15 protein-coding genes and 1 pseudogene are annotated in these 18302 nt (G+C 72.2%); 9 read left to right on the plus strand and 7 right to left on the minus strand.

Translation table 11 applies throughout. The annotated features are described in order from the left end of the window. Positions 1-16: 16 nt before the first annotated feature. The 3 genes from OG896_RS26600 (at position 17) to OG896_RS26610 (ending at position 2743) form a co-directional block, all read left to right on the plus strand. Positions 17-904 carry a MurR/RpiR family transcriptional regulator gene (locus OG896_RS26600; protein WP_329369351.1) on the plus strand — a complete coding sequence of 296 codons (888 nt, stop codon included), beginning with the start codon at positions 17-19 and terminating at the stop codon, positions 902-904. Next, positions 904-1764, plus strand: coding sequence for a DMT family transporter (locus OG896_RS26605; RefSeq protein ID WP_329369353.1), 861 nt, complete (start codon positions 904-906; stop codon positions 1762-1764). The genes OG896_RS26600 and OG896_RS26605 overlap by 1 nt, the downstream gene beginning before the upstream one ends. Positions 1765-2200: 436 nt before the next feature. Then, complete coding sequence (locus tag OG896_RS26610; protein WP_329369355.1) at positions 2201-2743, plus strand: DALR domain-containing protein; 543 nt, start codon at positions 2201-2203, stop codon at positions 2741-2743. A gap of 57 nt (positions 2744-2800) precedes the next feature. Here OG896_RS26610 and OG896_RS26615 read toward each other — a convergent pair whose 3' ends face one another. Further along, positions 2801-3910: a hypothetical protein gene (locus tag OG896_RS26615; protein WP_329369357.1), complete on the minus strand. Its 1110-nt coding sequence runs from the start codon at positions 3908-3910 to the stop codon at positions 2801-2803. Positions 3911-4057: 147 nt separating this feature from the next. Between OG896_RS26615 and OG896_RS26620 the strand changes: the two genes are divergently transcribed. Beyond that, on the plus strand, positions 4058-4531 hold the full coding sequence (locus OG896_RS26620; RefSeq protein ID WP_329369358.1) for a carboxymuconolactone decarboxylase family protein: 474 nt from the start codon (positions 4058-4060) through the stop codon (positions 4529-4531). A gap of 69 nt (positions 4532-4600) precedes the next feature. On the opposite strand, the gene OG896_RS26625 is transcribed toward OG896_RS26620, so the two are convergent. Continuing rightward, positions 4601-5158 carry a dihydrofolate reductase family protein gene (locus OG896_RS26625; RefSeq protein WP_329369360.1) on the minus strand — a complete coding sequence of 186 codons (558 nt, stop codon included), beginning with the start codon at positions 5156-5158 and terminating at the stop codon, positions 4601-4603. 502 nt (positions 5159-5660) lie between these two features. Between OG896_RS26625 and OG896_RS26630 the strand changes: the two genes are divergently transcribed. After that, a complete protein-coding gene (locus OG896_RS26630; protein ID WP_329369362.1) occupies positions 5661-7409 on the plus strand; it encodes a hypothetical protein in 1749 nt (582 codons plus the stop codon). Here the strand turns inward: OG896_RS26630 and OG896_RS26635 are convergent. Further along, positions 7378-8037, minus strand: coding sequence for a GNAT family N-acetyltransferase (locus OG896_RS26635; RefSeq protein WP_329369363.1), 660 nt, complete (start codon positions 8035-8037; stop codon positions 7378-7380). The two genes, OG896_RS26630 and OG896_RS26635, sit on opposite strands and share 32 nt — an antisense overlap. Continuing rightward, a complete protein-coding gene (locus tag OG896_RS26640) occupies positions 8034-9104 on the minus strand; it encodes a mechanosensitive ion channel family protein (protein WP_443057272.1) in 1071 nt (356 codons plus the stop codon). Before OG896_RS26640 ends, OG896_RS26635 begins: the two co-directional genes overlap by 4 nt. Positions 9105-9343: 239 nt before the next feature. Here OG896_RS26640 and OG896_RS26645 point away from each other — a divergent pair, with 239 nt between their 5' ends. Further along, the gene (locus OG896_RS26645; protein WP_103889250.1) at positions 9344-9880 is read left to right on the plus strand and encodes an HNH endonuclease; all 537 of its coding nucleotides are present in this window, start codon (positions 9344-9346) and stop codon (positions 9878-9880) included. A 99-nt stretch (positions 9881-9979) separates the two neighbouring features. On the opposite strand, the gene OG896_RS26650 is transcribed toward OG896_RS26645, so the two are convergent. Then, on the minus strand, positions 9980-10738 hold the full coding sequence (locus OG896_RS26650) for a DUF4232 domain-containing protein (protein ID WP_329369369.1): 759 nt from the start codon (positions 10736-10738) through the stop codon (positions 9980-9982). A gap of 471 nt (positions 10739-11209) precedes the next feature. Here OG896_RS26650 and pepN point away from each other — a divergent pair, with 471 nt between their 5' ends. Next, a complete protein-coding gene (gene pepN, locus OG896_RS26655) occupies positions 11210-13795 on the plus strand; it encodes an aminopeptidase N (RefSeq protein ID WP_329369371.1) in 2586 nt (861 codons plus the stop codon). Positions 13796-14121: 326 nt separating this feature from the next. After that, complete coding sequence (locus tag OG896_RS26660; protein ID WP_329369373.1) at positions 14122-15549, plus strand: alkaline phosphatase family protein; 1428 nt, start codon at positions 14122-14124, stop codon at positions 15547-15549. Positions 15550-15636: 87 nt separating this feature from the next. On the opposite strand, the gene OG896_RS26665 is transcribed toward OG896_RS26660, so the two are convergent. Beyond that, positions 15637-17208 carry an MFS transporter gene (locus tag OG896_RS26665; protein WP_329369375.1) on the minus strand — a complete coding sequence of 524 codons (1572 nt, stop codon included), beginning with the start codon at positions 17206-17208 and terminating at the stop codon, positions 15637-15639. Between the two features lie 135 nt (positions 17209-17343). Here OG896_RS26665 and OG896_RS26670 point away from each other — a divergent pair. Then, positions 17344-17829 (plus strand): annotated as a pseudogene (locus OG896_RS26670) (MarR family winged helix-turn-helix transcriptional regulator); the annotation flags it as partial. A 201-nt stretch (positions 17830-18030) separates the two neighbouring features. Here the strand turns inward: OG896_RS26670 and OG896_RS26675 are convergent. Next, positions 18031-18276, minus strand: a complete 246-nt coding sequence (locus OG896_RS26675) for a hypothetical protein (RefSeq protein WP_328464203.1) — start codon at positions 18274-18276, stop codon at positions 18031-18033. Between the last annotated feature and the right edge of the window lie 26 nt (positions 18277-18302).

Genomic DNA, 18302 nt, shown 5'->3' on the forward strand with positions numbered 1-18302 from the left:
GGTTACTCTGTTACGCATGGACGACGGAACAGGTAATCGCGTTTCGCGACGTGGCGACGACCCGCTCACGCGCTGGCTCGGGATCGTGCAGGCGCGCAGCGGTGATCTCGCCGCGAGCGAGGCGAAGGTGGTGAAGCTCCTGCTCTCCGATCCGCTGTTCGTCGGCACGAGCACCACCGCTCAAGTCGCCGCCCGTGCGGGCGTATCCGCCCCGAGCGTGGTCCGCGCCGCGCGAGCGATCGGGTTCGACGGCTTCACCGAGCTCAAGCTGGAGATCGCCCGCGCCCGCGGGACCACCGAGTTCTTCGCGCCCTCGGAAGCGCTCACCGAGAACGCCTCGACAGCCGCGGTGCTCGAGACGTCCATACGAACCGGCCATGACGCGCTGACCGCGCTCGGCGGCGCCCTGGACCTCGCGGCTCTCGACGAAGCGGTCGGCGCGGTGCAAGGAGCGGGCCAGGTGGTCGTCATCGGCGCGGGTACCTCCGCCGCGGTCGCCGCGGACGCCGTGTTCCGCCTCCGCGCACTCGGCGCGAGGGCTGTCGCCATCCCGGACCACGAGTCGGCGATGATCGCGATGCGGCTCCTCCGCCCCGACGACGTGGTCATCGCCGTCAGTTCGACCGGACGCACCTCGTCGACCCTCAGCGTCGCCGATGCCGCCTCCTCCGCCGGCGCGACGCTGATCGCGATCACCAACCAGTACGACACGCCGCTCGCGGTCCTCGCCGACATCGCCCTCGTCGTCGGCGGCGCGCCGCTGCCGACGCAGATGGCCGCCGCGGGAAGCAGGCTCGCGGACCTCGTGGTCGTCGACGCGCTGGTGGCCGCCCTCGCCATCCGGGACCCGGAGCACAGCCGCCGAGCCGAGCGCGCCGGCATCGACCTCCCCGACATCACCTGATGCGGGGCGGCACGATCGCCATCGTCCTGGTCGCCGCGGTCGCGCACGCGATCTGGAACACGGCGTCGAAGTACAAGCGGGGCGACACCGTCCTGTTCGTCTGGGCCTACACCTGCGCGGCGGCGCTGGTGTGCGTCCCGCCCGGCGTCGTCCCCGTGATCACCGGTACGCAGCCGCTCAGTTGGCAGCTTGTGGTCGGCTCGACCGTCTCAGCCGTGATGCACGTGGTGTACTCCCTGACCCTGCAGACCGGTTACGACCGCTTCGAACTCGGCGTGGTCTACCCCGTCGCGCGCGGGACCGGGCCTGTCGTGACGATGCTGTCCGCGATCCTGCTCCTCGGAGAACGGCTCAGCGCGATCGCGACGCTCGGCGCCGTCGTTGTCGTCGTCGGCATAGTCGTCGTCGCCGGCAACCCGTTCCGCGGCGGTGGACGCCAGGCGTTTCACGGCGTGCTCTGGGGCGCCGCGACCGGTGCCACGATCGCCGCCTACACCCTCTGGGACAGCCACTCGGTCACTTCCCTGCACCTGGCCCCGGTGACCTACCTCGCCGGCACGTTCCTGCTCCAGGGCCTGATCCTGGCGCCACGCGCGCTCCGCCGGCGCGACCAGATCCCGACCGCCCTCCGGGTCAACGCGGCGCCGATCGTCACCATCGCGGTCTTCTCCCCCCTCGCCTACGTCCTCGTCCTCACCGCCATGCGGACCGCACCCGTCGCACTCGTCGCGCCCCTGCGCGAGTCCTCCATCGTCATCGGATCGCTCCTCGCCTGGCGGCTCTTCCACGAAGCCCACCTCGCACGCCGCGTCATAGGCGCCGCGATCGTCCTCGCCGGCATAGCGGCGATCAGCCTCTGACCCGAGCGGCCTGTCGGAGCCCTACGATGGGAGAGGTGAACCACCCCGTCGTCGGCCCCGAGCGTCCGCGAGATCCGCCGGCCACCGAACCGGCTGAGATCCCGGGTCTCCTCGCTTCCGACGCGAGCCGGTGATGGGTCACGGGGAGCCGGTGTTCCTCTACGACGCGGGGAGCCGGCGGAGGCTTCCGCTCCCACCCCCGGCTGAGGGGCCGGTCCTGCTGTCGCCGACGCCCGCCCCACCCTCGCCGACCATAGGGGACGCACGAGCCGCCCTGACGGCCGAGGCGTTGCGCCGGCTGCTGGTCTGGAAGGGGTACGAAGTCGTTCGGGGTCTGCCGCCTCTGGGCGACGGCTGTCCTGCGTCCGCAGCCGGGCGCGTGTGCGTCCACGTAGCCGCATCGCCGCCCGCCGACGTGACGGGAACGCTCTGCCACATGGTGGTCGACGTGGTGTGGATCAGCAGGTTCAGCATGTACCTGTCCGCGGACTGGCACCGCGAGCGGCGTCTGCCGACCCTCGACGAGCTCGCGGACCTCGGCGTGTCGCTACCCGATGTCGCACTGGGCCTCCTCCTTTCCGGGCACTACCGCCGTCCACGGAAGGTCGACCGCACGGATCTGCGCCGCGGCATCGCCTTCCGGGACGCACCGACCGTCCGCCGTCGGTGGGCGCGTCTCACGGAGCGTCTCGAACCACTCCCCGAGATCCGGTCCCGTGCCGATGCCGTGGCGCTGCTGTCCCCGGACGGCAGACGCGTTCTCGCGCGGTTCGACGCGGCGATGAGCGGCGACCTGAACACCCCCCGTGCGCTGGCGCTGCTGTACCGGGCCCAGCGGGACCGCCAGGGGCTCCCTGACTCCGACCGGGCGGTGCTCGCCGCGACCGCCCGCACGCTGGTTCCGGTGACGATGACGATGGCGGCCCCCCGAGGTGACGCGGGCGCGGTGCCGAACGGCCCTGGGGAACAGTGGACTTGACCTTCGTCGAGCGGCCGTGGCGAAGCGGCCCAAGCCGGGAAGCTCGCGCGCGGCAGCTCAGCGCAGGACCAGGTCCGGGTGGGCCGGGTCGGTGTTCCTGACCACCGCGTCCGCCCGTTCGAGGGGGCGCACCTGGCGGGCGTACGCGGTCTCGTCGGGCTGGTACCTCGCGCGGTACCGCTCGCGCATGGCGCCGGGCTCGGGGTCCGCCGTCCACAGGGCGTCGCGTACGACGAAGCGCTCGACGGCGACCTCCGTGTCGACCTCGACATGGACCCAGAAGTCCCAGAGGTCTTCCAACTCCGGTTCCCTCAGGAACGCGCCGTCCACCAGCAGGACGGCGGAGTCGGGCGCGGTGAGGAGCGGGCGGTCGAGCAGGGAGCGCCTGGTCCAGCCGTCGTACGTGGCGGTGCGGTAGCGGCGGTCACCGCTGGGACCGAGCGGGGCGAGCAGTTGTCCGCGCAGGGCCCCGGTGTCGTAGACGCGCCGGATGGGCCACTCCCGCTGGAGGTCCGGCCGCTCGACGGCCGGGCGCCGCAGCTCCGGCGGCACCTTGAACAGGTCGGCCGACGCGCGGACGGCGGGACGGTCGCGTGCGATGAGCCGCTCGGCGAGTTCGGTGGCGAGGGTCGTCTTGCCGGAGGCGGTCGCCCCGTCGACGGCCACCCGTACCGGGTGATCCCGCCGGTCCGCCGTGATCCGGTCCAGCAGCCGCTCCAGCACGGCGAGTCGGGCCGCACCCGGTGGCGCGGGCGCCGGCTGCGGCGGGACTTCGCCCGGGTGAGCTTGCAGGTGCGCGCCCATCGGGGTCAGGCAGCGCCCCTGGCCGGTCTCGATGACGTAGACGTCGTGGACGACCCACTCCTCGGGGGTCCGCGGATCGCTCCGCACCCGCCGCAGCGCGGCCACCGCCTCCCCGATCTCCGCCTCCGGCCAACCCAGTCGGGCCAGAAAGCGGGGGAGCCCCGCCTGAACGGCCGCGGGCAACTCGACGAAGCACGCCAGCGCGTGGAGCAGGTCCTTGCGCAGCGGGTCGTACCCCGTGCTCATCGCCGGAAGCGCCCGGACGACACGCGTCAGCCGGCGCGGGTCCGCGTGGCGCGGCCGCGCGTGCGTCTCGTACGGCTCCCGGGAGTAGCGGACCGCGAGGGGCACGCTGCCGTCCATTCCTCGCTCCTCGTCCGTCGTCCTTCTCCCGCTTCCCACCGCCGCTGACCAGGGCCGCCGGGGGCGTTGTCACATTCCGGCGGGCTGTCTCGTCAGAGGGGCGTCAACGCAGAACAGTGCGACAGTACGGCAGAGGCAGGGAACACGATGGATGCTCGGTTGAAGGTCATGAACAACCCGGTCGGGGTCAAGGCGCTCGGCCACCTCATCAAGGCGGGGAAGGCGGTGGACGACTCCGCCATGCCGTCCGCGACGCTGGAGCTGGTGAAGATCCGCGCCAGCCAGATCAACGGCTGCGGGGGTTGCCTCGACATGCACACGAAGGACGCCCTCCACGCGGGGGAGAGCTCCGTACGCCTCAACATGGTCGCCGCCTGGCGGGAGGCCACGGTCTTCACCGACGCCGAGCGCGCCGCGCTGGAGCTGGCGGAGCAGGGCACGCGGATCGCGGACGCGGGCGGCGGTGTCACGGACGAGGCGTGGGCGAACGCCGCGAAGCACTACGACGAGGAGCAACTGGTCGCCCTGGTGACGACCATCGCCGTCATCAACGCCTTCAACCGGCTGAACGTCATCGTGCGGCAGCCGGCCGGTGACTACGTGGCCGGCCAGTTCGACTGACGGCGCTCCTACGACCTCGGCGTACGTCGCGCCCGACCACGGGGTGGGCGCGGCGGCCGGGGCGGGCGGTCAGTCCTCCCCGACGCTGTAGTCGAGCAGGACGACACGGTCGTCGAGCACCGCGGTGCCGAGCAGGCTCAGCCGCATGTCGGGCAGGTCCGCGAAGACCGGGCCCTCGCCGGCGGTGCCGTGGATCGTCGGGAAGAGCATGATGCGCACCCGGTCCACCAGACCGAGCCGGAAGAGGCTGCGGACGAGCGACGGGCTGCCGATGGTCCGCATCGGAAGCCCGTCCGGCAGGGCCTTCAGCCGGGGCACGGAGGTTTCCACCGGCTCATCGACCACCGTGGTGTTCGCCCAGGTCAGCGGCGGGTTGAGGGTCTTCGAGAAGACGATCTTGGGCAGCTCGGCCATGCGCGGGAAGGTCGGATCGTCGTGCTGCGCGACGATCTCGGCCATCTCGCGGTACGTCGTGGCGCCCATGAGCATCACATGGTCCTCGGCGAGCTGCGCGTCGATCCACCCGTACAGGCCCGGGGCGCCGTAGCCCCAGTACGGCGCGGGCTGCGGCCCGCCCCTGCCGTATCCGTCCACGGTGCTGAACATGTCCACTCGCAACTCACGCACGATTCCTCCTGGCTGACGGACTGGCTGACGGACCGGCCGGCGGACCGGCTTACGGACCCGCCGACGGACTCAGGAACCGACCGGCCGGCTCCTGCGCGTCGGCGGTTCACCCGGGTTGACGATCGGGACGGCGCGAACTCATCGGTCGGCGGGCGGCGGGCCACCGACCGCCGCGCGCAGACCGCGCGGCGCACCCCGGTGCGAAGGGCCCGGGAGCGGCGAAATCCCTTACGTAGCAAGGGCGTCGGCGAGAGTTCACGCACTCGTAACGCCCTGTGAGGACAACCCGGGCGGAGGTCGCGCGGTCGTCCTTGTCGGGGGAAATCCACACCGGATCGGCGCAACGCCGGAGCCTCGGCTCCCCTCCACACAAGTAGTCGCGCGTGCCCGCGCCGTGCCGCCGGACCACCGGCGGGCGTCGGGGCCGGGGGAGGAAACGGTCGGTATGGATGCAGGCTCGTATCCGGGCGGCGGGGCAGTGGCGCAACGACCATCGGCATCGGTGGACGGCACCGCGGCGCCGGCCCGGCACGAGGGGGCGCGGGAGGGGGCGGAACAGGCGGAACCGGGCGGTTCGGCGCCTGGGTCCGCGGCCACCCCCGCCCAGTGGCACCGCGGGATGACGCTGATCGGCACGATCAGCCTGTTCATCGGGACCCGCGGCACCTGGACCGAGGCGATGGGCAGGTACCCGTCGCTCGCCGCCCTCATCTCGGTCTGCTACGCCGGGATTCTCGTCGCCGGCGTCGCCGCCTGCGCCGTGCGGACCCGCCGCGCGCTGGCGAGAGTCGACGCGGGCGTCCTCGTGATCGCCCTCGTCCTGGTCGTCTGCCGCTACGCGCTCCACCACGCGGGCGCCGACGAGGGGGTGCTGACCGCCCAGGCCGCCCACGCCATCGCGCACGGCCGGCCCATCTACGACCAGCCGTGGCCATGGCTGTTCGAGCACAGCGGCATCGCGCTCACCAAGACCATGAGCGGCGGCGCCGACTACACGTACGGCTACCCGCCGCTGACCGCGCTGCTCACCGCGCCCGTGCACCTGGTGGTGCACAGCACCGCCGCGGCCACGATGGTGAGCACCGGCGCCCTGATGGCGGGCGCCGTCGTGCTGTGGCTGATGCTGCCCGCGCCGTGGCGGTCCGCGGCCACCGCCGTGTGCCTCGGCTTCGACCTGCTGCCGCAGTACGCCCGCGAGGGCTACCCGGCCATGCTCGCCTTCGCCCTGCTGGTCCCGGTCGTGGTCCGCTGGCCGGAGACCGGCGCCGGCGGCCGGCTCGGACGCGCCGGGGTGGTGCGCGCGGTCTGCCTCGGCGCGGCCTGCGCCTCCCAGCAACTCGCCTGGTTCCTCACGCCGTTCCTGCTCGTCGCGCTCTACGCGGTGCGGCGCGGCGAACTCGGCAGGCGCGAGGCGCTGGCGCTGACAGCCCGCTACACGGGCACCGCCCTGGTGTCCTGGGGCATCCTGAACGCGTACTTCGCCGCGCAGGACCCGGTGGGCTGGCTGCACGGCATCATGCTGCCGCTGACGCAGAACGCGATCCTGCACGGGCAGGGCGTCGTGGACATCTCGTACTACTTCACCGACGGCAGCAGCCGGCTGAGCTTCTACTCCTACGCCAGCGTGCTGCTCCTGCTCGGCCTGCTCGCCGCCACCTGCCTGTTCGTGCGGCGGCTCGGGCTCGCGGTCACGGTGCTGCCGTGGGCGTCGTTCTACTTCGCCACCCGCTCGCAGGACGGCTACTTCCTGATGCTCACGCCGCTGTGGCTGGCGACCCTCGCGACCGTGCCCGCCTCCGCGCTGGCCCACGCCTGGCAGCCGCGGCTGCCGGAGCGGCTGCGCGGCCGCCGCGCCAAGGCGGCGGTGGTGGCCGGGCTGCTGGTCCCGTCGGTGCTGTGCGTGGCGGTGGCCGTCGCGAGCCCGCCGCCGCTGTCGATGACCATCACCACGCAGCCGGCCCGCGCGCACCACGGGCTCACCTCCGTGACCGTCCGGGTGACCAACAAGGGGTCCGCCACCCTGACCCCGCACTTCGCGTCCCGCAGCGGCCAGGGCTCCTCCGGCTGGTGGGCGATCCGGTCCGGCGCCCGCACCCTGCCCCCGCACGCCTCCACCACCTACCGCCTCACGCCCCCCGGCGGCTACCGCGGCTTCCCCCCGCACCAGCACCTCTACCTGACGGTTTTCACCGCCGACCCGATGACCATCACCTCGGGCCTCATCCCTTCGAAGGGAGCCCCGCCCCGCTGAGCGCGGGCGGGCGGATCATGAACACGTCGATCGGGTCCTCGGACTCGACGGTGAAGCCGTGGCGCTCGTAGAGGCGGCGCGCGCCGCTGCCCTGGAGGACGATCAGGCGGGTGGTGACGCCCTCCTCGTCGGCCCGGGCGAGGAGCGAGCGGAGTACGGCGGTGCCCAGCCCGCGGCCCTGGTGGCGGTGGGCGAGGTAGAAGTGCTCCAGGACGCGGGAGCCGTCGTCGGCGGGGCGGAAGGTGACGGACCCGGCGACGTCGGAGCCCACCGTGATGAGCGAGGTGTGCTTCTGCGAGAAGCCGTCCCGCACCCGCTGCCGCGCCCGGTGGTCGTCGTACCGCCCGAGCCGCTCCAGGTCCGCGCGCATGACCGCGACCTTCAGCTCGGCCACCGTCTCGACGTCGGCCGGTGTCGCGGGGCGCAGCGACCAGCCGGCGGCGGAATCCGCGGGGCGGGGCGCGTGATCGGCGGCGGAATCCGCAGGGCGCCGCGTCTGACCGGCGGCGGAATCCGCGGCGGTCCGGTCGGTGGCCGTCCCGGTCACCGTGCCGTCAGCCGCTCTCTCAGCCGTTCCGGCAGCCGTCCCGTTCTCGCCCGCGCTCCTGGCCACGGCATCGGTGCTCATTCGTTCCCTCCCTGGGTGTCGCCCGCCTCCGCGGCGCCTGCCGCGGCCGGGAGACCGTCCTCCACGCTGCCGGACTGGGCCGGCACGGGGACGGCGGGGCCGCCGGTGATCACGATACCCTCGCGGGCGAACGCGTGTTTGATTCGCCAGCGCAGCTCGCGGGAGACGTTCGCGGCCTGCCCGGGCATCGTGCGGGCCTGGGCCTGCACCACCACGGAGTCCGTGCCGACCGACTCCAGGCCGAGCACCTTCACCGGCTCCCACAGCCGCTCGTCCCACGGGGACTCCTTGGCCATGTCGTCGGCGGTCGCCGCGATCACCGCGCGGGCCCGCTCCAGGTCCTCGCCCGCGCCGACCTGGACATCGACCACGGCGGTGGCCCAGCCCTGGCTGAGGTTCCCGATCCGCTTCACCTCGCCGTTGCGGACGTACCAGATCTCGCCGCCTTCGCCGCGCAGCTTGGTGACCCGCAGGCCCACCTCCACCACCGTGCCGGACGCCACGCCCGCGTCGATGACGTCGCCGACGCCGTACTGGTCCTCCAGGATCATGAAGACCCCGGAGAGGAAGTCCGTCACCAGGTTGCGGGCGCCGAAGCCGATCGCGACCCCGGCCACACCCGCGCTGGCCAGCAGCGGCGCCAGGTTGATCTTCAGCACGGACAGCACGGTCAGCGCCGCGGTGCCCAGGATCAGGAACGAGGCCACGCTGCGCAGCACCGACCCGATCGCCTCGCTGCGCTGCCGGCGCCGCTCCGCGTTGACCAGCAGCCCGCCGAGCGCGGTGTTCGCGGCGACCTCGGCACCCCGGTTCATCCGCTCGATCAGTCGGCTGATCGTCTTGCGTACCACCGAACGGAGTACGACCGCGATCGCGACGATCAGCAGGATGCGCAGTCCCGAGCTGAGCCAGTTCGCCCAGTTGTCGTCGACCCAGCTGCTGGCCTGTGCCGCCGAACGGGGGACGTCCGTGAAAGGCAGCGTGTTCTGGGGCTGCGGCGTCGGGCTGGACACGTACGAGACCTCCGTCGAAGTGCGAAGGGTCCAATCTAACGGCGCGAAAAACATGTGAACGATGTCGTTCCGTTGCACGTTGGAAGGGCGGAAGGGCTCTGATCGGGGGATGTATGGAGGGTGAGGCGGCGTTGCCACACCAGGGGAAGTGAGATGGGAGGAGCAGAAGTGTGGTCCAAAACACCTTCGGTCCGTTACCCGGGCATGGTGGCGCGGTGCACCGCATTCCGGAGAGACTGAGGCCAGATCGTCCCGGCGCGAGCCACGCGCCGCCGGCGCCAAAGGAGGCATCCGTGCCGCATGTCCTGGTCCTGAACGCGTCGTACGAGCCGCTCGGCGTCGTACCGCTTCGCCGCGCACTCATCCTCGTGCTCAACAACAAGGCCGTGTGCCTGGAGGAATCCGGCGCCTACCTGCACAGCGAGACCCAGGCGCTGCCCGCGCCGAGTGTCGTGAAACTCACCAAATTCGTCCGCGTCCCCTTCCGGGGCACCGTGCCGCTGACCCGCCGGGCGCTGTTCGCCCGCGACGGGGGCAAGTGCGCGTACTGCGGGGCCGCCGCCACCAGCGTCGACCACGTCATCCCGCGCAGCCGTGGCGGCCAGCACGCCTGGGACAACGTGGTGGCGGCGTGCAGACGCTGCAACCACGTCAAGGCCGATCGCCATGTCGCCGAGCTGGGATGGCGGCTGCGCCATCAACCGGCCCCACCGTCGGGGCTGGCCTGGCGGATCATCGGGACCGGTCATCGGGACCCGAGGTGGCTGCCATACCTGCAACCCTTCGGCGCGGATGACGCCCTGGCCCGGATCGACGGCATATCAGCCTGAGATCCGGGCTCAGCTATTTTCGAAACGATGTCCCCGACCCCGCGCGTATGCGGGATCGGGGACACCGTCGTGCCTGGGCGGCCGGGAGGCCAACGTTCGCTACCGGGTCGTGCCGACCGCGTAGATCTCCAGGTTCTTGTTGACGTAGCTCTGGTCCGGGTCGGAGACGGGCACGTCGATGGCCACCTTCAGGGACTTGGAGTGGGTCTCGTTGGGCGGTGTGATGATCATGGTGGTGTACGTGTAGCCGCTGCTCTTGTCGCTGCTGCCGTTGAGCGCGTAGTAGAGGGAGAAACCGTTCCCCTGGCCGGGGGCCAGCTTGACGGTGGGCGTGGTGCCGGGGTCACGGCGGGGGACGTCGACGGACTGGCCCGAGCTCCCCCGCAGGGAGACGCCCGCGAAGCCGTGCATCGTGCAGGACTCCTGGCCGATGTTCGTGAAGTCGACCAGCTCCAGTCCCTCTCCCGCGGGGCCGCGCGTCGCCGAGATGGCGAGGTCGGAGGTCTTGCACGTGCCGCTGGAAGCCGAGCCGGAACCGGAGCTCGAGGAGCCGGAGCCGCCGCCCGTGCTGCTGGAACCGCCGGAGCTGCCGGAGCCGCTGCCGGACGTACCGCTGGAGCCGCTGCCGGAGGAGCCGTCCTGGCCGCCCGTGGTGCTGGGCGCCGACGTCGCGTCGGACGCGCCGGGCGCGGAGCTGGGCGCCAACGTCTGGCCGGCGTCGCTGGACGAGGTCGCCCCGGCGGTGTCGGACGACGTCGGTCCGGAGGCGCTGGAGTCGTCGGGGCCGCAAGCCGTCAGGGACAGTCCGGCGGCCACGGCGACCAGAGCGATGACCGAGAGCCTCTTGCTGCTGCGCATTGCCACTCCGTAGATCGATGCCGGCCCACATGGTGCGGACCCTTCTGCGTTCATGGAGTTCCGCGGCACCCGGGCCGGTTGCCCGCGGCCATGACCGCGACAACCCCGTGACACGCGGGCCGCATGATCGCGACAGACGGAACGCGACGGCGGCATCCGCCACGCCTGCACCACGGGTACGCCTGCGCCACGGGTACGGCCGCACGCCGTGCGGCACACGCGGCCCCACCGCCAACAGGTGGGCCGTGCGGGCCTTTCGGGAGGCCGGGCCGGCCCGTCGCCCGGCCCCGGCAACGTGGCCGGAAGGCCGCCGAGGAGCCGCCCGTGAGTTATCCACAGGGGCTCCGCGGGTGAACGCCCGGACGTGCGAGGATGGTCGTGCCATCGGGGGAGATCCGGTGAGCGGGACCCGGGTGAGCGATATCCGGATCGATCCGTTCGACAAGTTCGGTAGCGAAGGAGAGGGCCGTCGTGGCTGGTACGAACCTCACGCGTGTGGAGGCGCAGGAGCGTGCGCGCCTGCTCACCGTGGACGCGTACGACATCGAGCTGGACCTGCGCGGCGCCCAGGACGGAGGAACCTTCCGCTCGGTCACCACCGTGCGCTTCGCGGCGAGCGAGCCCGGGTCGAGCTTCATCGACCTGGTCGCCCCCGCCGTCCACGAAGTGGTGCTCAACGGCACCTCGCTCGACCCGGCCCAGGTGTTCGCCGACTCCCGGATCGCGCTCGACGCGCTGCCGGCCGGTCCCAGCGAGCTGCGGGTCGTCGCCGACTGCGCGTACACCAACAGCGGTGAGGGTCTGCACCGTTTCGTCGACCCGGTCGACAAGCAGGCCTATCTGTACACGCAGTTCGAGGTGCCGGACGCCCGGCGGGTCTTCGCCAGCTTCGAGCAGCCCGACCTCAAGGCCAGCTTCGCCTTCACCGTCAAGGCGCCCGCCGGCTGGACCGTCGTGTCGAACTCTCCGACGCCCGAGCCGCCCGCCGACGGCGTGTGGGTCTTCGAGCCCACCCCCCGCATCTCGTCGTACATCACGGCGCTGATCGTCGGTCCGTACGCGGCGGTGCACAGCACCTGGGAGGGCGAGGGCGGCCGCAGCGTGCCGCTGGGCGTCTACTGCCGCCCGTCGCTCGTCGAGCACCTGGACGCCGAGGAGATCTTCGCCGTCACCCGGCAGGGCTTCGACTGGTTCCACGACAAGTTCGCCCACCCCTACCCGTTCGCCAAGTACGACCAGCTCTTCGTCCCGGAGTTCAACGCCGGCGCGATGGAGAACGCGGCCGCGGTCACCATCCGCGACCAGTACGTCTTCCGCTCCAAGGTCACCGACTCGGCCTACGAACTGCGGGCCGAGACGATCCTGCACGAGCTGGCCCACATGTGGTTCGGCGACCTGGTCACCATGGAGTGGTGGAACGACCTCTGGCTCAACGAGTCGTTCGCCACCTACACCTCCATCGCCTGCCAGGCGCACGCCCCCGGCTCGAAGTGGCCGCACTCCTGGACCACCTTCGCCAACAGCATGAAGACCTGGGCGTACCGCCAGGACCAGCTCCCCTCCACCCACCCGATCATGGCGGAGATCAACGACCTGGAAGACGTCCTGGTCAACTTCGACGGCATCACCTACGCCAAGGGTGCCTCCGTCCTCAAGCAGCTCGTCGCCTACGTCGGCATGGACGAGTTCTTCGCGGGCGTGCAGCAGTACTTCAAGCGCCACGCGTGGGGCAACACCCGGCTGTCGGACCTGCTCGGCGCGCTGGAGGAGACCTCCGGCCGCGACCTGAAGTCCTGGTCGAAGGCATGGCTGGAGACCGCCGGCATCAACGTGCTGCGGCCGGAGATCGAGATCGGCGCCGACGGCACCGTCACCTCCTTCGCGGTCCGCCAGGAGGCGCCCGAGCTGCCGATCGGCGCCAAGGGCGTGCCGGTGCTGCGCCCGCACCGCATCGCCATCGGTGCGTACGACCTGAAGGACGGCGCCCTCGTCCGCACCCGCCGGGTCGAGCTGGACGTCGACGGCGCTCTCACCGAGGTGCCCGAGCTGGCCGGCACCCCCCGCCCCGATGTCTTCCTGCTCAACGACGACGACCTGTCGTACGCCAAGATCCGGCTCGACGAGCAGTCCCTCGCCGTGGTCCGCGACCACCTCGGCGACTTCACCGAGTCGCTGCCGCGCGCACTGGTCTGGGCCGCCGCGTGGGACATGACGCGGGACGGCGAACTGGCCGCCCGCGACTACCTGGAGCTGGTGCTGCACGGCATCGGCAAGGAGAGCGGCATCGGTGTGGTGCAGACCCTGCACCGCCAGGTCAAGCTGGCCCTCGACTCGTACGTGGCGCCGCAGTGGCGGGAGACCGGTGTGGCCCGCTGGACGCAGGCGTCCCTCGACCACCTGCGGGCCGCCGCCCCCGGCAGCGACCACCAGCTCGCCTGGGCCCGTGCCTTCGCCGCCACCGCCCACACCCCCGAGCAGCTCGACGTCCTCCAGGGCCTGCTCGACGGCAGCGACAGCATCGACGGCCTGGCGGTGGACACCGACCTGCGCTGGGCGCTGCTGACCCGGCTGGCCGCGACCGGCCGGGCCGGCGAGGAGGCGATCGACGCCGAGCTGGTCCGCGACCCCACCTCGGCCGGCGAGCAGCACGCCGCCGCGGCCCGGGCCGCCCGCCCCGGCGCGGAGAACAAGGCCGAGGTGTGGGCGTCGGTCGTCGACGAGGACAAGCTGCCCAACGCGGTGCAGGAGGCCGTCATCGGCGGTTTCGTGCAGAGCGACCAGCGCGAGCTGCTCGCCCCTTACGTCGAGCGGTACTTCGCCTCGGTGAAGGGCGTGTGGGACTCGCGCAGCTACGAGATGGCGCAGCAGGTCGTGGTCGGCCTGTACCCGTCCCTCCAGATCTCGCAGTCGACGCTGGACGCGACCGACGCGTGGCTGGCCTCGGCCGAGCCGGTGCCGGCGCTGCGCCGGCTGGTGGTGGAGTCCCGCTCCGGCGTCGAGCGGGCCCTGAAGGCGCAGGCCGCCGACGAGGCCGCGAGCCGGGCGGCCGCTTCGTAGCACCGCCTCGCGCCTGGCAGGCGCATGGTTCGACGACGGTGCCCCGGTCGTTTTCGGCCGGGGCACCGTTGCGTCTGCCGTGGGCTGAGGGAGCGTCATCGGCCATGCGTGGCAGGCGCGTTCGGAGGGTCGTGCGGCGCTCAGGTGAACAACGCGCCGCGGCGGGAGTGGCGTAGCGGTAACAGAGGTAAAGGTGTGGCCAACTGCTTCCTGCACGTTGGCCACTTGTTCACCGGCGGCCCCCATCGGCCCATGCCTCCCTCCGTTCAGAGTGCCCTGGGGCCTCGGCAAAGGGGGCCGCACCGACGGCTCAAGGAGGGACGTTCATGGCCGAGTTGACGCGACGCAGACTCCTCGGATCGACGGCTGGAGTGGTGGGCGGCGCGGCCGCGCTGGCGCTGCTTCCGCCGAGCGTGCAGAAGGCGGTCGCCGCCGGCCCGCCGCGCAGCGGCTCGCTGCGCGACATCGAGCACGTGGTCATGCTGATGCAGGAGAACCGGTCGTTCGACCACTACTTCGGCACCCTGTCCGGCGTGCGCGGCTTCAACGACCCGCACGCCAAGCGGCTGTCCACCGGCCGCTCGGTCTTCTACCAGCCGGACGCCGAGAACCCCGACGGCTACACGCTCCCCTTCCACCTGGACACCAAGAGCACCAGCGCCCAGGCGATCCCCTCCACCAGCCACGCCTACGCGGTGCAGCACCAGGCGTGGAACGGCGGCGCGATGGACCAGTGGCTGCCGGCGCACCGCGCGGCCGACGGCGCCAACGGCCCCTACGTGATGGGCTACTACACGCGCGAGGACATCCCGTTCCAGTTCGCGCTGGCCGAGACGTTCACCATCTGCGACAACTACTACTGCTCGATGATGGGCCCGACCTGGCCGAACCGGCTGTACTGGATGACCGGCACGGTCGACCCGGGCGGCACCAAGGGCGGCCCGATCATCAGCAACGTGGCGCCGAGCCCGTACCGCTGGACCACCTACGCGGAGCGGCTGCAGGCGGCCGGCGTGGACTGGCGGGTCTACCAGGAGACCGACAACTACGGCACCAACATGCTGTCGGAGTTCCAGCAGTTCCAGGACGCCAAGCCGGGCGAGCCGCTGCACGACCGGGCGATGGTCTTCCAGCCCGAGGGCACCTTCGAGGACGACGCCCGCAACGACCGGCTGCCGGCCGTGTCGTGGATTCTGCCCACCAGCTACCAGTCCGAGCACCCGGACTACCTGCCGGCCGCCGGCGCGGACTTCGTCGCCTCCAAGATCGAGGCGATCGCGTCCAACCCGAAGGTGTGGGCGAAGACCGCGTTCATCCTCAACTACGACGAGAACGACGGCCTCTTCGACCACGTGGTGCCGCCCACCCCGAAGGCCGGCACGCCGGACGAGTTCATCAACGGGCTGCCGATCGGCGCGGGCTTCCGGGTGCCGTCGATCATCATCTCGCCGTGGACGGTCGGCGGCTGGGTGGCGAGCGAGGCGTTCGACCACACCTCGTCGCTGCGGTTCCTGGAGCGCTTCACCGGGGTCGAGGAGCCCAACATCTCGCAGTGGCGCCGCCGCACCTTCGGCGACCTCACCTCGGCGTTCCGCTTCTCCGACACGACGCGGAAGCCGCCGCGGCTGCCCGACAACACCGCCGAGCAGCTGGCCGAGGCCGAGCAGGAGGTCGCCACCCTCCCCAAGCCGACGCTCCCGGGCGCCGACCAGAGCTTCCCCAAGCAGGAGAAGGGCAACCGCCCCCACACGTGACCGGCAGGTGAGCCGTCGAAACGGTCCCGCGCCCCCTCCAGAGGCGCGGGACCGCGTGTGTGGACCCTGCCGCGAGCAGCGGGCCGGTCAGATGGTCCGGGATGCCGTGCCGGCGGCAACGGCCCGGCGGGAGTCCCCGGGCGCGGTGCGTACGGCGGCGCACAGGCCGGTGCCCGCGGCCGGCGCGGTGGCTGGCGCGGCGGCCGGCGCGGGGGCCGGATCGGCGGTGGTCACCGCCGGGAGGGACGTCATCACCGCGGCCGGCGCCGTGAACCGTACGGCGTCCACGGGGAGCCGGTTCTCAAGACGGACCAGCAGCGCCGCGGCCGACAGCGCGGTCCCGGTCAGCAGCAGCCAGGGCAGCCGCGCGTCGGCGGCGTTCAGCGCGGTGAAGAGCGAGGGAGCGAGCGTGCTCGCCAGCGACCAGGAGAGCTGGTACGTGGCCATGTAGCGGCCGCGCAGCTCACCGGGTGCGGCTGCCACGGCGAGCGAGCCGGACGCCGGGTTGTGCACCGTCTCGGCGGTCGTGTAGAGCACCACCAGCGCGAACAGCCCGGCGGGCAGCACCCATCCGGAGTGCGGCCGGACCGTGCCGAGCAGCGCGAGCCCGGCGAACGCGGTCGCGAACAGGGTCGCCCCGAGCGCCGCCGCCCGGGTCCGCCGGCCGCCGCGGCGCCGTACCACCCCGGCCACCGCCACCCCGCCGACCGCGCACAGCACCGTGTTCAGCGTGAACGCGGCCCCGGTCAGCGCCTGCGGCAGCCCCAGCCGGCCGACGATGAACAGCGGGAACATCACCGGCAGCGCGGAATACCCCAGCGCGGTGAGGAAGTTGGCGCCGGTCAGGCCGAGGAAGGCCCGGTCGCGCAGCACCACCCGGTAGCCCGCCGCCGAACCCTGACCCGCGCGACCGCGCCCGAGCGGAAGGAGCGGAAGGAGCGGCCGGAGGGGACGGCGGGGGAGCGGCCGGAGCGGTCGGCGGCCTGCTGCCGCAGGCACCGGCGCCGCGCCGTCCACGCCCCGCCCGTCCACGCCCCGCCCGCCCCGCGCACTCCGCACGCCCCGCACGAGGAGGGCGGCCACCGCGAAGCTCGCCGCGTTGAGCCAGGCCGCGACCGTGAACCCGTTGCCGCCGGCGACCGAGATGGCCAGGGAGGCGAGCAGGGCGCCCGCGCCGAGCCCGCCGTTGCGCAGCGCGCGGGACGCCGCCTGGAGCCGGTCCCGGTCGGTGCCGGAGGCGACCTCGCCGATCCACGCCTGCTGCACCGCGGGGAACGCGCGGTCGCCGAAGGCGGTGAAGAGGGCGACGGCGGCGAAGGCCGGCAGCGTCGTCGCGAACGGGTAGAGCGCGAAGCCGATGCCGCGCACCCCGTAGAGGAGGAGCTGCACGCGGCGCGCGCCGTAGCGGTCGACGGCCGTGCCGGCCAGCGGCAGCGCGGCCATCCCGGCCAGCCCGACCGCGGTGAGCACCGCACCGACCACGGTGAACGACAGCCCGGTGATGTGGTGGAAGAAGACCAGGCTGAACGGCACGTACATGCCCGAGCCGACCGCGTCGACCCCCATCGCGGTGAGCATGGCCCGCTCGCCGGGAATCCCCGGCCGGCGCCGGGCCTCCTGGCCGGTCCGGGCCGCCGAACGTGTGCTGCTGCGCTGCATCGGAACCCCCGCAAGACTAAGTCGTTGCTAAGTAGCTTAGCAGTAAGCGACTCACAGGCAAGCGACTTTTGCAGAAGTAACTTACCTGCAAGCTACTTTCTTGCCTTCGACCGACCCCGCGCCGATACTCGGAGCATGGAAACCGACGCCGTCGACGCGATCACCGGCCAGTGGAACCGTGAGCGCCCGGAACTGGACACGCGCGCGATGGCCGTGTTCGGCCGGATCTACCGGCTGTCGCGGCTGATGGGCGACCGGATGGAGAAGGAGTACCGCCGGTTCGGCATCGGCCGCGGCGAGTTCGACGTGCTCTCCACCCTGCGGCGCTCGGGCGAGCCGTACACCCTCTCGCCCCGGCAGCTCTCCGCGACGCTGATGCTGACCACCGGCGGGATGACCGGTCGGCTGGACAAGCTGGAGAGGGCCGGACTGCTGGAGCGCTCGCCCGACCCGGACGACCGCAGAGGTCTGCGGGTCTCGCTCACCGCGCGCGGGGTCGGGGTGATCGACGAGGCGGTCGCCGCCGGGGTGGAGGTGCAACAGGCCGCGCTCGACGGCATGGACGACAGCCAGGCGGAGCTGCTGGCCGACCTGCTGCGGCAGTTGCTGGCCTCGACCGAGGCCCGCCCGTCGGGCACGCAGGGTGGGCCGGGCACGCAGGGTACGCAGGGTGGACCGGGATCGTCAGCCGGCCGGGCCGACGGCTCCGGGCAGCACTGAACCCCCGGACGCGCCTGGCGCGGGCGGGGGTTGCACGGGCGTGGGGCGGGGACGCGTACGGGGACGGCCGGGCCGCCCGGCCTCGGTCGTCCTACCGCGCGATCAGTGCTCTTGCTGCTGCTTGCGGGACTTGTCCGTCACGATGACCAGCCCGGCGATGACCCCGAACAGCACCAGCGGAATGGCCACGAACAGGCCGAGGGTCTGGAGCACGCTCAGACCCGAACCCGGGTCGTCACCGTCGTCGTGCGCCACGGCGAAGGCGGGGGACGACATCAACAGCAGCAGCGCCGTACCGGTGGTGACGACCCCGGCGCGCACGACCTTCTTGGTGAGCTTCTTGTCCACGTACTCAATGTAGTGACCACACCTGT

Origin of the sequence: Streptomyces sp. NBC_00669 (assembly GCF_036226785.1) — a bacterium.
Taxonomy (GTDB): Bacteria; Actinomycetota; Actinomycetes; order Streptomycetales; family Streptomycetaceae; genus Actinacidiphila.